The sequence below is a fragment of the Candidatus Koribacter versatilis Ellin345 genome, assembly GCF_000014005.1.
Lineage (GTDB): Bacteria > Acidobacteriota > Terriglobia > Terriglobales > Acidobacteriaceae > Korobacter > Korobacter versatilis_A.
On record NC_008009.1, the window covers coordinates 2935271 to 2949862 of the forward strand.

17 protein-coding genes are annotated in these 14592 nt (G+C 57.2%); 16 read left to right on the forward strand and 1 reads right to left on the reverse strand.

The window, feature by feature from the left end:
* Positions 1-40 precede the first annotated feature (40 nt).
* From ACID345_RS12780 to ACID345_RS12805, 6 genes are all read left to right on the forward strand, one after another.
* Positions 41-655 (forward strand): response regulator, encoded by a 615-nt coding sequence (locus tag ACID345_RS12780; protein ID WP_011523281.1) that lies wholly within the window; start codon positions 41-43, stop codon positions 653-655.
* Between the two features lie 133 nt (positions 656-788).
* Entirely contained in the window at positions 789-1166 is a 378-nt protein-coding gene (locus ACID345_RS12785) for a hypothetical protein (RefSeq protein WP_011523282.1), read from the forward strand.
* A 2-nt stretch (positions 1167-1168) separates the two neighbouring features.
* Positions 1169-1696, forward strand: a complete 528-nt coding sequence (locus ACID345_RS12790) for a dihydrofolate reductase family protein (RefSeq protein WP_011523283.1) — start codon at positions 1169-1171, stop codon at positions 1694-1696.
* A 166-nt stretch (positions 1697-1862) separates the two neighbouring features.
* Positions 1863-2174: a hypothetical protein gene (locus ACID345_RS12795; protein ID WP_011523284.1), complete on the forward strand. Its 312-nt coding sequence runs from the start codon at positions 1863-1865 to the stop codon at positions 2172-2174.
* Between the two features lie 92 nt (positions 2175-2266).
* Positions 2267-2629, forward strand: a complete 363-nt coding sequence (locus ACID345_RS12800) for a hypothetical protein (protein ID WP_011523285.1) — start codon at positions 2267-2269, stop codon at positions 2627-2629.
* A gap of 181 nt (positions 2630-2810) precedes the next feature.
* Entirely contained in the window at positions 2811-4208 is a 1398-nt protein-coding gene (locus ACID345_RS12805) for an MFS transporter (protein ID WP_011523286.1), read from the forward strand.
* A gap of 8 nt (positions 4209-4216) precedes the next feature.
* Here the strand turns inward: ACID345_RS12805 and ACID345_RS12810 are convergent, their stop codons facing one another.
* Positions 4217-4990, reverse strand: a complete 774-nt coding sequence (locus ACID345_RS12810; RefSeq protein WP_011523287.1) for a hypothetical protein — start codon at positions 4988-4990, stop codon at positions 4217-4219.
* Between the two features lie 267 nt (positions 4991-5257).
* On the opposite strand from ACID345_RS12810, the gene ACID345_RS12820 reads away from it, so the two are divergent.
* The 10 genes from ACID345_RS12820 to ACID345_RS12865 all read left to right on the forward strand — a co-directional run bounded on the left by ACID345_RS12820 (position 5258) and on the right by ACID345_RS12865 (position 14479).
* Positions 5258-5866 carry an RNA polymerase sigma factor gene (locus tag ACID345_RS12820; RefSeq protein WP_011523288.1) on the forward strand — a complete coding sequence of 203 codons (609 nt, stop codon included), beginning with the start codon at positions 5258-5260 and terminating at the stop codon, positions 5864-5866.
* Between the two features lie 48 nt (positions 5867-5914).
* The gene (locus ACID345_RS12825) at positions 5915-6211 is read left to right on the forward strand and encodes a hypothetical protein (protein WP_148210104.1); all 297 of its coding nucleotides are present in this window, start codon (positions 5915-5917) and stop codon (positions 6209-6211) included.
* Between the two features lie 214 nt (positions 6212-6425).
* A complete protein-coding gene (locus ACID345_RS12830; RefSeq protein WP_011523290.1) occupies positions 6426-6932 on the forward strand; it encodes a shikimate kinase in 507 nt (168 codons plus the stop codon).
* Between the two features lie 58 nt (positions 6933-6990).
* A complete protein-coding gene (locus ACID345_RS12835) occupies positions 6991-7728 on the forward strand; it encodes a hypothetical protein (RefSeq protein ID WP_041855683.1) in 738 nt (245 codons plus the stop codon).
* 58 nt (positions 7729-7786) lie between these two features.
* Positions 7787-8842 carry an aspartate-semialdehyde dehydrogenase gene (gene asd / locus ACID345_RS12840; protein ID WP_011523292.1) on the forward strand — a complete coding sequence of 352 codons (1056 nt, stop codon included), beginning with the start codon at positions 7787-7789 and terminating at the stop codon, positions 8840-8842.
* Between the two features lie 13 nt (positions 8843-8855).
* The gene (lysC, locus tag ACID345_RS12845; protein ID WP_011523293.1) at positions 8856-10226 is read left to right on the forward strand and encodes a lysine-sensitive aspartokinase 3; all 1371 of its coding nucleotides are present in this window, start codon (positions 8856-8858) and stop codon (positions 10224-10226) included.
* Positions 10223-10903, forward strand: coding sequence for a 4-hydroxy-tetrahydrodipicolinate reductase (locus ACID345_RS12850; protein ID WP_011523294.1), 681 nt, complete (start codon positions 10223-10225; stop codon positions 10901-10903). Before lysC ends, ACID345_RS12850 begins: the two co-directional genes overlap by 4 nt.
* A 2-nt stretch (positions 10904-10905) precedes the next feature.
* Complete coding sequence (gene dapA, locus ACID345_RS12855) at positions 10906-11808, forward strand: 4-hydroxy-tetrahydrodipicolinate synthase (RefSeq protein WP_011523295.1); 903 nt, start codon at positions 10906-10908, stop codon at positions 11806-11808.
* 358 nt (positions 11809-12166) lie between these two features.
* Positions 12167-13504, forward strand: coding sequence for an O-antigen ligase family protein (locus ACID345_RS12860; protein WP_148210105.1), 1338 nt, complete (start codon positions 12167-12169; stop codon positions 13502-13504).
* A gap of 132 nt (positions 13505-13636) precedes the next feature.
* Positions 13637-14479 (forward strand): flagellar export protein FliJ, encoded by an 843-nt coding sequence (locus tag ACID345_RS12865; protein WP_011523297.1) that lies wholly within the window; start codon positions 13637-13639, stop codon positions 14477-14479.
* Positions 14480-14592 lie beyond the last annotated feature (113 nt).

The window sequence follows — 14592 nt, forward strand, 5'->3', positions numbered from 1 at the left end:
TGGTAAATGCTAGGCTGAAAAGTTGGTCCCTGGGGTGGCAATGCCGAACTCGATGCACGTGCTAGCGGTTGACGACAACCGGATTCACTCGTACGCGCTGGAAAAAACTCTCAGCAACATCGGCTTCCAAGTAAAGGCAGTTCACACGGGACAGGATGCACTCTGCGAACTGCGTAGCAAACGATACGATGCCGTCTTGTTGGATGTGAACCTGCCGGAGATGAACGGATTTGAAATTTGCTCGGCGATTCGCAGCGACGGCAAGATCCAACAACCGGCGATCGTCTTTCATTCCGCGACCCATGCCTCAGAAGCGACCTTTGCAACTGCACGCGAGGTCGGAGGGGACGCATTCCTGACCTACCCGATTGAGACGGAAGCATTGAAGGCCGTTCTGACGCGAGCGATTGAATCGCGCCGAAGCACGGACGGAAAACCGATGCTTAGCTGTTGGAAGGACATCGCGAGGTTCTTCAACAAGGGCGTGCGGACGGTGCAACGCTGGGAGGCGATGGGAATGCCGGTGCATCGACCGCAGCGCGACAAGAACATCGTATTCGCCGATCCTGAAGAGTTGCGGCGCTGGGCCTATTCGAATCTGCGAGAGCACAAGCAGAAGAGCCAATCTGCCGGCAACAGTAGCTCCACTTCCTGAAGAGAAAAAGTCTCCATTTATCCAGGCAATGTGATTTTTACACCTGCTGCATGAAGTTGGCGGCTATGATGCGTGGGTGCGTCCCGAAGCTGCGAAGGCGGCGGCGAACGCCTCATGCGCAAAGGAGAATTCGATGTCGGAGAGTTTGTTGGCGCCGATCAAAGGCGCAGAGCATCGTGAAGTGGGCGGCGTCGCTGTGGATGTGGTGCCAGTGGGTAATTGCCGGATCAAGCGCGAGATTTACCCGGTGGGCTTCCGGTGGTCGAAGAACATGAAGCCTCAGGTCGGCACCGACTTTTGTATGCACGCTCATGTCGGGTTCCTGGCACAGGGCGAGATTCATATGGAGTTTGCAGATGGCTGCGTGCAGGAATATCGTGCGCCACAGGTGCTCTCGATCGAGCCCGGACATGATGGCTGGGTGGTAGGCAATGAGCCTGCGGTCGTAATCGAAGTCGATTTCGGCAGCGATACTTGTGAATGGCTGGGAATGACGCCGCATTCGCACTGAGTATGAAGATCTCTGTTTTCTGCGGCGTGAGTGTGGACGGGTTCATCGCCCGGAAAAGCCATACGTTCGACTTCTTACCGGAAGAGCCCGAGCCGCATGGGTTCGAAGAGTTCTACAAGTCGATCGACACCGTGGTCATCGGACGCAACACTTACCAAGTCGTGGTCAAGTATTTTCCCAAGTGGTACTACGGGAAGAAGCGCGTTGTGGTGCTGAGTTCGGGAAAGCTGGATTTTTCGGAGGCTCCGAAGAATGCGAAGCTTCAGCAGATGTCGGGAGAACCGGCCCACATCTTAAGCAAGTTGAAAGCGCTGCGGGTGAAGCACGTCTATCTCGACGGCGGCATCACCATCCAGAGATTTCTTGCCGTGGGACTGGTGGACCGAATGACGGTCACGCGAGTACCCGTTCTGATTGGTGAAGGTATTCCGCTCTTCGGGCCGGTACCAGGCGACATCAAGCTTCGCCACGTGAAGACGAAAACGTTCAAGAGCGGACTGGTGACGACCGAGTACGACGTGTTGCGCTAGAGACCGGCGAAACGATCCACCTTTTTACACGCTGCTCATGAGTAGCACTTTGGTTCCTACTTCCGCTAAAACGAACATGCAAGGGCAATTGTTGAGCCACAAATATTTGTTGCCCAGCATCTAACGCCCATTGTGTTGATGTATCTTCACGCGAAGTAGTGAGTCTGTGAAAGTCCAACGTAAGCAAAGGACGTTCGTTTTGGAAGATCGCAGCGGGGCGACCTTCACAGTGGGCCAGAAGATCCCACAGTCAGGAATCTACCGAGTGCAACATGCCGGTCATCGGCAGTCGCACGAAGTGACGCTGCTCGCCGGGGAAGAATTTCCGCGATGCGCAGGCTGCGTCACTGAGGTGACTTTCTCGCTGCAACAGTCCGCACCTGCCTTGGATTCCGAGCCTGGATTTCGGGTGCGACTCTACGAGCTTCCTCATCCACAGGACTCGGAAGACACTCACCTCTCGGCGCGGACGGCGTAGGAGAGGTTCGGTTTGCTGCCTGTCAGCCAGGTGATCCTCGCTTTTGGGCCCCTTAAGCTGGCATCAACCTATCTTGAAAGCTAAGGTCCGTTGTGCCGACGCGCCACCTGGTCCTCTATCTCGATTGCGAACCTCGTACCTTCAGCCGTGGCGTCCTGCTGCTGAAAGCGCACGGCCACGCGGTGATCGCTTCCATGGATCCACATGTTGCTCTACGGATCATCGCCCTAGAGCCGGTGACGATGGTGATCATCTGCGATTCGCTGGAGCCGGGCGTGCGGCAACAGACGATGCATGCGATGCGGGAGATTCGTCCTGGTGTGCCGATTGTGCTGCTCGCGAAAGAGGGTGCAATGGAACGAGACGCAGCGCAGATGCAGCATACGGTGATCGCGGAGCGCGACGAGAAGACGCTGATGGAGTTGCTCCACAAAGTCATTGACGCAGAGCCCTAACAAAAAACCCCGCTGGTTGTGCGGGGCTTTTCCTACATCAGCATGGAGAGGAACAAGGAGAGGCTCGCTGTCCTCATTTGGTCTGACGCGAGGCCGCTAAAAACGTTATCCGATCCCGGCGTACTGGGTGTTTTTTCGTCTATCTGATATCTTCTTGCTTCACCCCAGAGGCCTGGCCTAAATGAGCGAGTCCGTAGCCGTCGTCGAGCGTCCCCAACCAAGCAAGTCTTATCGATGGATCGTCCTGATATTCGTCAGTTTGGCGATGTTTGGGAGCTACTACGCCTATGACGCGCTGAGTCCGGTGGCGGACCTGCTGAGTAAGCAGCTCGGCTTTACCGACTCCTACATCGGCCTGCTTCAAGGGATTTACAGCTTCCCGAATATCTTCACGGTCGTGCTAGGTGGATTGTTAATCGACCGACTCGGAGTGAAGAAGTCGACTTTCTTGTTTGGAGTGCTGTGCTTTGTGGGCACGGTGATAACGGTAGTGAACCCTCCGCATTGGCTGCAATCCGCAGCTCCGACCGTCGCGGTTGCGGTTTCGAAGCCATTCGGGATTTTCGGCGCCGATGTTGAGAACTCCCTACGAGTAGCGCTCGGCAATTCTCGTTTCATCGTAATGGCCTTCGGACGCCTGGTGTTTGGAATGGGAGCAGAATCGCTCAACGTCGCGGTCACGACGCTCCTGGCAAAGTGGTTTCGAGGTAAGGAGCTGAGCTTCGCCTTCGGCGTGAACCTCACCATTTGCCGTCTCGGCACGTTCGCGGCCCTAAACTCCCCGACTTGGGCCCGCTCTGCATATGAAGACTGGCGCCCCCCATTCCTTATTGCGACCTCAGTCTGCAGCCTGTGTGTAGTCGGAGCTATCGTGTATTGGCTGATGGAGAACTATGCTGACAGCCATTACGCCCTGTCTTCCGCGAGCAAGCCGGACAAGATTGTCTGGAAAGACATCTTCAATTTCGGTCTTTCGTACTGGTACATCGTCGGGCTCTGCATCCTCTTCTACTCCGGGATCTTTCCCTTCCAGACCTTCGCGGTGAAGTACTTCATGGACGCGCACGGCACCACTCGCGAGTTCGGCGGCTTCCTGTCCAGCATGCTGACGCTCTTCGCCATGATTGCCACTCCGCTGTTCGGACTCATGGTCGATAAGATCGGCAAGCGAGCTCTGTTCATGATGTTCGGTTCGCTGCTGCTGATCCCGGTATATCTCATCATGGCCTACGTCCATGTGAGCTTATACGTGCCAATGGCGATGATGGGTATTGCTTTCTCACTCATCCCCGCGGTCATGTGGCCCTCGGTCGCCTACATCGTCGACGAGTCGAAACTCGGCACCGCTTATGGTGTGATGACGATGATCCAGAACATCGGATTGTTCGGATTCAATCTGCTAATCGGATGGGAAAACGACCACGCTGGTGCCAGTGCTGCCAATCCTAATGGTTATCGTCTCGGCATGTGGACGTTCTCAATAGTGGGATTCCTGGCAATGTTCTGTGCTTTCCTGCTGCGCCAGCGCGAGACAGGGCCGCACGGACACGGGCTGGAGACGATCACCGCGAAGGGATAACCTCGCCGCTACTGTCCAGTCAAAGACTGACGCACGCTCTCCAGGTTCTGTGCGCTGATGTGAATGAAGCCACGACGCGGGCTATCGATGTCGGCAATCAGCAGGAATGAAAAAGACACGGCTGCGGGGACGATCAGGTAAATTCGCCAGTCTCTGCGATGGGCGCTGAAGGCGATCAATACGCTGCACCCAATCGCAATCGTCAGCATGAGGAGCCACGCTTCTACCGGGATGCGGTTCCACCACGCGGCCTGGGTGTATCCCTGCGAGTTCAGAACATCATTCATGCCGGCGACGGCGAGGGCGGTGAGAGGACTCGGTTGCGCGGCAGCGGCGGGCCGTACGGCCTCCCATAGCTGACCTTGCAGCTTGGCGGTCTTGCGCTCGATCTCCTCGACACCCGGCGCATCGCTCATCACGTAATCGCGGGTCGAGTAGAAGAGGATCCGCTGGTCGAGGTAAAGGCGCAGCAAGTCTTTCACTTGGGCGGCGGCCTGCGGCGGCAGGAGGTCAGCACGCAGGTACTCGGTGCCGATCGCGTTGGCTTCGGCCTCTTCGTAGTTTTTGCGCTGATCGTAGCGGTTGATGGCCATCGAAAAACTGAAGCCGATCAGCAGGCCGAGCAATGTGAGCGATGCCCCAAGCACAAGGCTGAGATCGCTACGCTGGTCGTCGCTGATGGACTTCAGCCTGGTGCGAAAGAAATCGCCGAGGGCAGCAGCCCCAGCCAGAATGAGGAAGCTAACAACCAGGAGTACGCGTGGGTAGTGGAAGATGATCATGATTGGGAAAGGATCCGCTGGTGATGGTACTAGGGCGCGGCAAAGGTGAGAAGCTGCTTTCGGCTCCGCTTGCCGAGCTCTCAGCAATCATCGCAAGCAACCATTTTGCAAAAATTACACTCTTTCCAAGTGGCTCCGGGCCCAGAATTCTGGAATACAATCGCCGCTCCTGCGCGAATGGCGCTGTAAGCGGCCTATCTCCAAGTGGATACAACCAGCTCTGCTGAACCGGCATCAAACCCCACCAGCAGACCAAAGGCTTGACCATTGACGACAGCAAAAAAGATCCTTTCGACAGGCATTACTGAAGCTGAGGCGATTGAACGGGCAAAGAACGGCGATCCTGAGTCGTTTGAGGCGCTTTACGGCCTGCATAAACGACGGGTTTACTCGCTTTGCCTGCGTATGACCGGCAATACTGCCGAGGCCGAAGACCTTACGCAGGAGGCCTTCCTGCAACTCTTCCGAAAGATAGCCACGTTCCGCGGCGAGTCGGCTTTTTCGACTTGGTTACATCGTCTGGCGGTGAATGTGGTTCTAATGCATTTAAGAAAAAAAGGACTTCCCGAGGTTTCACTCGAGGAAAGTATGGAGCCCCAGCAGGAAGATGGACCGAAAAAAGACATCGGAGCACGAGACAATGTGCTGGCGGGGTCGATTGATCGCGTGAACCTGGGACGGGCGATCGAGAGTCTGCCTCCGGGGTATCGGATCATTTTTGTACTGCACGACGTTGAAGGCTATGAACACAATGAAATTGCCGAGATGATGGGATGCTCAATCGGCAATAGCAAATCGCAGCTCCACAAGGCGAGAATGAAGCTGAGGGACCTGCTGAGAACGAATAGAGCCGAAAAGGCCGCAGCAAGACATTGATTTCGCCCGGAGTTATCGGGTGTGGTGTTGAGAAAGTGAGAGCCAGCCATGAGTGAACAAGGTACGGCTGCGGGGAAGAAACGGGGAGAGGTCGCAATGAACTGCGCGGAGTTCCAAAAGGTACTACCGTACATTATCGATACCGGAGGCAATGAGCAGGAACAGGAGCATCTGAAGACCTGTCCAATTTGCTCCGACCTGGTGCGCGATCTGAAGTACATCGTCGAGCAGGCAAAGCTGCTGGTGCCGATGGAAGATCCGAACCCGCGCGTGTGGGACAACATCCAGCATTCTGTCGAGACTGAAGGGCTCGGCAAACCGCAGCAGGCGAAGCGCGGTTTCTAAATTTCCGGTCGCGGCGTTGCTCGACGCCGCGACTTCCCTTCCCATTTGTGTGCCCTTTCGTTCCCTCCTCTGTAATCCGAGCAAGCTCTGAAATCTTCTCTCTTCTACTCAGTTCGGAGTACGTACTTGTCTCCGATGCTAGAATTTTTCCATCCACGTGAATCCTTCGACCTCAAGCGCGCCCGGCCTGTCGTGTATCTGTCTGACAGGATTCATGGGCTCCGGGAAAAGCACGGTTGGCGCACGCCTCGCCGAAAGGCTGGGGTGGGCGTTTGTTGATCTCGACGCGGAGATCGTACGTACCCAGGGACAAGCGATTGCTGAGGTTTTTCGCAATCAAGGCGAAGCGCACTTCCGCCAAGTGGAACATGAGGCGCTGCTGCGGATATTGAATATGCTGGGCGGCCCCACGGTAATCGCACTTGGCGGAGGGACGTTCATCCAGGAGCGCAACCGTGACCTGCTCTGCCAGCGTGGAGCGACAACGATCTATCTGAGCGGCGAATTTGCGGTTCTTTTGGAGAGATGCGGCGCCGAGCAAGGCACCCGGCCACTGGCACAGGATATTGAGGAGTTTCGAAAACTTCATGCCGATCGCCAGCCCATCTACCGTTCTGCCGAGTTGACCGTCGAAATCGGAAACCGGTCGCCCGAAGAAATATCGAGCGAGATTGTGGCAACGCTTGAGAAGAGGAACTCACAATCCGCGGTACCTGAATAGTTTCTTTGATCGCGACGCAAGCTGAGGTAGGTTAGTGCAAGTCATTTCTGGAGGTCCTGTGCATCTGTTGTCCCGCTCGATCCGCCTTACCGCCGTGCTCGCTCTGTGTGGATTTTCTGCTTTCGCCAGTGGGAAGGACAAAGAACCTTCCGCCAAAGTGGTGGACTCGGGGAAATTTGGCATTTTTGTGAACGGAACGCGCGTGGGCACGGAGACGTTCCAGATCGAACAGACCGTTACCGGGAGTGCGACGCATTGCGATCTTCAGGTCGAACAGGGCGGCAACAAAATCGAGCAGAAATCTGACATGACGCTGGCCGCCAACGGCGATTTGCTGCGCTATGAGTGGAAGGAACTGAGCCCTGGGAGGTCTTCGAATACGGTGGCGCCCGAGAACAACTTTCTTATCGAGCGGATTTTCAATAGCGAGAAGGCAAAGCCTTTCGAGCGGCCGTTTATGCTGCCTCCTTCCACCGTCATCCTCGATGACTTCTTCTTCACCCACCGCGAATTACTGGCGTGGCGCTTTGTTTTCGGTTCCTGCAAGGCCAACGAGGCCCAATGCAATTTGCCAAAGACGAAGTTTGGAGGGTTGATTCCACACACCGGCACGCCGGTAATGGCGAGTATCGAGTTTGTGGGCATCGAGAAGATTCCAATCAAGGGTGTCCAGACCGATTTACGGCGCTTCGACCTGGAAGAGGACGGCGTGAAATGGTCGATATGGATGGACGACGGCTACAAGGTCCAACGGCTGACGATCCCCGCCAACAACACAGAGGTTCTCCGCGATTAACGCGGTCATGGCCGCATTGAGCAGCAGTTCCGGATGTTACAATCCGCTTTAACCCATCATGCAAGATAAGAAAATTCCCATAGGTATTTTGGGGGCGACGGGTATGGTCGGGCAGCGCTTTATTCAGCTGCTCCAAGGTCACCCCTGGTTTGAGATTGTTTGGCTCGCGGCGTCGGAACGTTCCGAGGGCAAGAGCTATGCGGAAGCCGTCCGCTGGCGTATGAAGACGCGCCTGCCGGAGAACATCGCCAACATGCAGATGTCCCCGGCGGACCCGGCCAATGCTCCTAAAGTGATTTTTGCGGCGCTCGATTCTGGTCCAGCGAAAGAGCTCGAACCGAAGTTTGCGAAAGCGGGCTGCGCGGTAGTAACGAACTCCTCGGCGTTCCGCATGTATCCGGATGTGCCACTTGTGGTACCGGAAGTGAATCCGGACCACATCGCGATCCTGGAGCACCAGCAGTGGCGCAAGGACACCGGCGGCTATATCGTGACCAATCCGAATTGCTGCGCGATTGGTTTGGTAATGGCCCTCGCTCCTCTGCATCAGCGATTCACCATCGACAGGCTATTCGTCAGCACGATGCAGGCAGTCAGCGGAGCTGGCTATCCGGGCGTGCCTACGCTCGACATTCTCGGAAATGTGATTCCATACATCGGCGGAGAAGAGCCGAAGCTCGAAGCTGAGACTAAGAAGCTTCTCGGAACTCACACTTCGGAAGGCATCAAAGACGCTACCTTCGCGATCACCGCGCACTGCAACCGCGTGCCCGTGGAAGATGGACACACCGAGTGCGTATCGCTGAGTTTCGCTCGTAAGGCGAGTGAAGCCGAGATTCTCGATGCATGGCGTCAGTACTCTGGCGTGCCTCAGCAGTTGGGACTTCCCTCTGCTCCACCCGTGGTGCTGATATATGACGAGCGTCCGGAGCGCCCTCAGCCGCGGTTTGATGTGGATGCCGGCGGTGGGATGACAGCGACGATTGGCCGCTTGCGACCGTGCGGACTGCTCGATTGGAAATTTGTGGTGCTCTCGCACAATACGATCCGCGGTGCAGCGGGCGCGGCGATCCTGAACGCGGAGTTGTTGAAGGCGAAGGGATTCCTTTCGTGAGGACTCTGCGCCAATGATCGTCATGAAATTTGGCGGGACGTCGGTTGAGAGCGCGGAGGCGATCGACCGCGTCGCCGGCATCGTGCGTGGAAGACTCGACCGTCGCCCGACGGTGGTGGTCAGCGCGATGTCGAAGGCCACAGACCAACTGCTCGCGATGGCTGCTGCAGCCGGCGCGGGCGATAAAGAGAAAGCTGTCACGCTCTGCCAAGCGCTGCGCGATCGACACTTCGGAGTTGCAAGTGCGCTGGTTTCGGACGCCTCGAACCCCGTTCACACTTCAATCGCCGCCGACTATCTAGCGCTGGAACAACTTCTTGAGGGTATCTGCGCTGTCGGCGAACTGACGCCGCGCACGCAGGACAATGTCGTCGCTTACGGTGAGCGTATCAACAGCAAAGTGGTGGCTGCGGCGTTCGCAGCGCGAGGGCTGAAGGCTACGCATGTGGATGCGCGCGAGATCATTGTCACTGATCACACCTTCGGTAAGGCGACTCCGCAGGTGGCGGAGATCGATCGTCGCCTCATGGCGAAGGTGAAACCGCTCATCGACGACGGTGTGGTTCCGGTGTTGGGCGGCTTCATAGGGAGCACGCCTGATGGCATCACCACGACTATCGGCCGCGGAGGCTCGGACTTCTCTGCTGCGCTCGTCGGGGCGGGACTAAACGCTGAAGCGATTGAGATATGGACCGATGTTGATGGCATGAAGACGACGGATCCGAATCTCTGTCCTGATGCACACCGGATTAAGGTCATCAGCTTCGAGGAAGCAGCTGAGTTGGCGTACTTCGGCGCCAAGGTTCTTCACCCAGCGACGGTACTGCCCGCGATCGAGAAGAATATTCCGGTCTATGTGCTGAACTCGCGCAATCCATCGAACGAAGGGACCAAGATCGTCGCGCGCGCACCGCAGACGCGGAATCCGTTCAAGGCCATTGCGGCGAAGAAGCGCATTACGGTGATCGATGTCGTCGCTGCCCGCATGTTGATGGCACACGGCTTCCTCCGGCAGATCTTTGAAATCTTTGACCGGCACAAGTGCGCGGTGGACGTCGTCTCAACTTCCGAAGTCAGCGTCTCGCTTACGGTGGATTCGAACGAGCGCATTCCAGAGATTGCAGCCGACATGGAGAAACTCGCGTTCGTGAAATACTCCGGACGCAAGGCGATTGTGTGTCTCGTGGGGGAGAACATCCGCGAGCGTCCGGGCATTGCGGCGCAGGTCTTCACCGCGATTTCCGACATTAACGTCCGCATGATTTCTCAAGGCGCTTCCGAGATCAACATCACGTTCGTGATTGACGAGGCCGATGTGCCCGAGGCTGTGCGTCGATTGCACGCGCACTTCTTCACCGACGTTGATCCGGAGGTGTTTGATTGAACCTTCTGCTGCTGGGCTGCGGAAAAACCGGATCGCTGGTGCGTGACTACGCAATCGAACGCCATCATCGCGTGCGTCTGCTTGATGGCAAGGAAAACGCCGGCGGCGCTGCAATTACACCTGAACTCGCGCAAGAATTCGACGTCGCGATTGACTTCACCACGCCCGCGGCGGTACTGCACAACATCGAAGCCTGCGCGCGGATGAAAAAGAACATTGTCGTCGGCACTACCGGTTGGTACGACGAGTTGCCACGTGTCGAGACATTGGTCAACCAGAGCGGGATCGGATTTGTTTGGGGCGCGAATTTCTCCTTCGGCGTGAACTTGTTTTTCGAGATCGCAAAGGTCGCGGCGGAAGCGCTTAAGCACGGGTATGGTGGTTCGATCGAAGAACTCCATCACGTGCACAAGAAAGACGCGCCTTCCGGCACAGCGGCGAATATCCAACAGGTACTGGAGCAGACTGGCGGGAAGAAGATGGCAATCGCCTCCATCCGCGAAGGCGACATCCCCGGAACGCATACAATATTGTTGGACTCGGAGTTCGATTCCCTGACCCTGACGCATGCGGCGAAATCGCGACGCGGATTCGCCGAAGGCGCAGTGAAAGCCGCCGAATGGCTCCAAGGGAAAACGGGCTTCTACGATTTCCGCGATATCTTTCACGAGGTATGACGATGAAACTGCGTGGCTGCGGCACGGCACTGGTTACGCCCTTTAAGCAAGACGGCAGCGTGGACTTCGCTGCGCAGCGCGCGCTCGTGGAGTGGCAGATCGAGTCTGGCATTGATTTCCTCGTGCCCTGCGGCACCACCGGCGAAACTCCCACGCTTTCTCATGATGAGTGGCTGAAAGTGATCGCACAGACGGTTGAAGTGAACCACGGCCGCGTGCCCATCGTTGCTGGCGCCACCTCGAACAACACCGCGGAAGCCGTAGAAAAAGCCAAGGAAGTCGCCGCGATCAAAGGCGTGGATGCCATTCTTACCGCGTCGCCCTATTACAACAAGCCGACGCAAGAAGGCCAGTACCTGCACTTCAAGGCGATTGCTGAGGCCGTGGACAAGCCGCTCGTGCTCTACAACGTTCCGGGCCGCACGGCGGCAAACATTGAGACTGCGACGTTGCTGCGACTCGCCAAGATTCCCAACATCATCGCAGTCAAGGAAGCGAGTGGAAGCCTGCCGCAGATCATGGACGTCTGCGCGCAAAAACCCGAGGACTTTACCGTGCTCTCAGGTGATGACGCTCTCACGCTGCCGATTCTCGCGGTGGGAGGCGTTGGCCTGGTGTCGGTGGCATCGAACCAGATCCCGAAAGAGCTCTCGGAAATGGTGCGGGCTGCGCTGAACAACGACTGGGCCACCGCGCGCAAATTACACAATCATTTCCTTGCACTGATGAACGCTAATTTCCTCGAGTCGAATCCGGGCCCGGTGAAGGCAGTGCTCGCGATGATGGGGCGGATCGAGGAAAATTATCGGCTCCCGATGGTTCCCATGCGTCCCGAGAACCGTGCGAAGTTGGAGAAGATCGCCGCGGAAGCCGGCGTTCTGAAGAACGCAACCGTCGCCCAATGATGCAATGACGCCACCGGCCGCAGGACAAGGCGATTCTCTTCCGGCCACACTTCCCTCTCGGATTCTCGCGTTTTTTGCCGCTTCGATTCCGATCCTTCTCGCGTGTGTGTATTGCCCCGCGCTGCAATCGGCATTTTTCCCTCCGAAGAACGCGATATTGGTATGCGCGACGATGGTGCTCGCGATCGGGGTGTTCTTTACTCGGAGCTCAATCCCCTGCGCTGTGAGCGCAATCGAACGTAATTTTCTCTACGCTGTCGCGGCTTTTTTGTTCGGGGGTCTTCTCTCCGCTAGTTTTTCAGCCCACAAAGAATTGGCGATTCAACCGCTTCTGATCCTCATTGCCGGATGTCTTCTGATGCCGCTGGCTGCATCGGCCCTGCGCGGCCGCTCCGATTGGTTGATCCATGGCATTGCGATTTCCGGCTACATCGTCGCAGCAGTCGCAATTGCGAACCGCTTCGGTTTCGACGTCTTCACCCCCTTCGGGTTACACCCGAGCTACTCCGGCGGACGTATGCAGATTTCGTCTATGCTCGGCAATCCGAACTTCGTCGCCAGCTATCTCGCGACGAGCGCGCCAGCTCTGCTGTATCTCGCGCTGCGCCCGAGCATCAAAGCTTGGGTTTGGCGCCTGGGATTGGCTGGATCATTCGCCTCCATCTGGTGGACGCAATCGCGTATTGGCTTGCTCTGCTTCTTCGTTGCACTGGCGCTGCCGCTCCTCGCACGATCGCGCAAGCAACGATGGATCGCAATCGGCGCCGTCCTGGTGCTCTTCGCTGCCTCAGCCTCGCTCGTGAACCGCACCAACCCTCGCTCACTGACGACTGCGTCCACAGGCCGTACTTTCTTGTGGCGAGTTTCTCTCGCGGACGGCGTCCACTTGCTCGGCGACGGTCCTGGCACGTTCTACTACACCTATCCCGAACGCATGGGGCGCTGGTTCGCCGCTCATCCCGATGGGAGCCTTCTTCCCTTCGCCGATATGCAGGAGCATGCACACAACGATTTTCTTGAATTTCTGGTCTCCACCGGCGTGCTTGGAGCCGCGGCGTTATTGGCAACGCTCGGCATTGGCGTCGGCAGCCTGCTGCAACGCGTTACTTCTGATCCGAGAGCACCCTTTGCCTTGGCAGGTATCGTGGCGCTCCTCCTCGGCGCCTGTTTCGACTTCCCGCTCCAGCGCGCAGAGACCTGGGCTCTGCTGTGGTTATGGTTCGCCTTCGCCTTTCTCGACTTAAACCGTCGGGTAATTCGGTTTCGAGAACGTGCAACTGTGCTCGCGCCAGCCTCTGCTCTCGGAATCGTCCTGCTTGTCGTCGTCATGAGGCCAGCGATCGCCAGCTACCACGTGCATGAAGGTCTCGCGTGGGAGGCGCAATCCAGCGACCAGCGAGCTGTTGAGGAATACGCCGCTGCTCTACGCTGGGACCGCACCAACGCCGACGCCGAGTTCTACCTGGCGCGTGCGCTGGCGAATTCAGGACGCACGCAAGACGCGCTGGAACAAGCCCGCATCGCGCAATACTGGCTCGACGAGCCCGATCTCTGGGAACTGAGGGCTCGCATCCTCGTCCAAATGGGACACAAGCAGGCGGCCTTGGCGGAATTGGACGACGGCCTGCGCCGTTTCCCCTATTCCAGCCTCCTCGCATCGGCACGTTCCGAAATCTCCGCCGAACCCGAAAAGTGACATTCCGGTTCTTCCGTCGGCTGGATTTCCAGCGAATCCTAACCAGAGATCACACTGCGCCCATAACACTTTCGTGGTGTAGAATGCGCGCAGTTTCCCAGCAAAGGTCGGTTCATTCTCAGGAGGGATGTTTTGAAACGTCATCTCGCGCTCGTGGCTGTCTTCAGCGTCGCTCAGTTCGCGTTCGCGCAGCTTCCCAACGTCAAGGTTCCCGGCACCAACCAACGTGTCACCTCGCAGCGTCAATCTTCGGGTACGCCGTCGCTTACCGGCGTCACCGGAACCTGCAAGAACGGCGCCACCCGCGACATCGTGCTCAAGGTCGCCAACGTCGATCCCAGCATGCTCAATAACGTGAAGGTCGAAGCGCATCCGCCTTTCATTGTTTCCTCGACCAAGATCGAGAACGGCGAAATCCATGTCACCGTGAACTCGTCAAGTGCAGTGCCCGCCGGGATGCCGGCCGAATATGCGGCTTCTAACCCAGGTCCCAATCGCTGCGACTTTACCGTGAAGTTCTACAAGAACATGGGAGACCAGTACCCAGCGCAGGAACTCGGAGCCAGCACCAAGGCCGATCCTTCCGATGCCTACCTCGCAGCCCAGGAGAAGCAGAAGGAGCAGATAGCGGCGCAGCAGAAACAGATTGACGCCGCACAGGCGCAAATGAAGAAAGCTCAACCTCAGTTACAGGCGCACCAGCATGCTTCCGTCGGTGATAAATGGACAGTACGCTGGGCTTCGGGTAGCAGCGAAGTATGGACCTTCTCCGGCTTCGATCCGAACATGGCGACGATGGCCTTATTCAAAGGCCCGAGTGGCGATGTGAAGATCATGTTCGCCGGGATGTTCTACCAGGTCATGATGGGCGAGTGTGCCGCGATGGCGCAGCCCGACGGCGACGGCAAAGTCAGCGGAAAAACCATGGGCGGCAACTGCGCCAAGAGTGGCGCCTTTACCGCGACGATCGAATAGCGAAACTGAAACTCAGACCGAGCGGAGCCTGCGGGCTCCGCTTTTGCATATATGAAAAATGCCCCTCTGGCTGGAGGGGCATGGGAAAGGAGAGAGTTGAGTCAACCAATGGG

Coding starts and splice junctions, on each gene's coding strand:
- ACID345_RS12780 (WP_011523281.1), top strand. CDS start 41: ATGCCGAACTCGATGCACGTGCTAGCGGTTGACGACAACCGGATTCAC.
- ACID345_RS12785 (WP_011523282.1), top strand. CDS start 789: ATGTCGGAGAGTTTGTTGGCGCCGATCAAAGGCGCAGAGCATCGTGAA.
- ACID345_RS12790 (WP_011523283.1), top strand. CDS start 1,169: ATGAAGATCTCTGTTTTCTGCGGCGTGAGTGTGGACGGGTTCATCGCC.
- ACID345_RS12805 (WP_011523286.1), top strand. CDS start 2,811: ATGAGCGAGTCCGTAGCCGTCGTCGAGCGTCCCCAACCAAGCAAGTCT.
- ACID345_RS12810 (WP_011523287.1), bottom strand. CDS start 4,990: ATGATCATCTTCCACTACCCACGCGTACTCCTGGTTGTTAGCTTCCTC.
- ACID345_RS12825 (WP_148210104.1), top strand. CDS start 5,915: ATGAGTGAACAAGGTACGGCTGCGGGGAAGAAACGGGGAGAGGTCGCA.
- ACID345_RS12830 (WP_011523290.1), top strand. CDS start 6,426: ATGGGCTCCGGGAAAAGCACGGTTGGCGCACGCCTCGCCGAAAGGCTG.
- asd (WP_011523292.1), top strand. CDS start 7,787: ATGCAAGATAAGAAAATTCCCATAGGTATTTTGGGGGCGACGGGTATG.
- lysC (WP_011523293.1), top strand. CDS start 8,856: ATGATCGTCATGAAATTTGGCGGGACGTCGGTTGAGAGCGCGGAGGCG.
- dapA (WP_011523295.1), top strand. CDS start 10,906: ATGAAACTGCGTGGCTGCGGCACGGCACTGGTTACGCCCTTTAAGCAA.
- ACID345_RS12860 (WP_148210105.1), top strand. CDS start 12,167: ATGCCGCTGGCTGCATCGGCCCTGCGCGGCCGCTCCGATTGGTTGATC.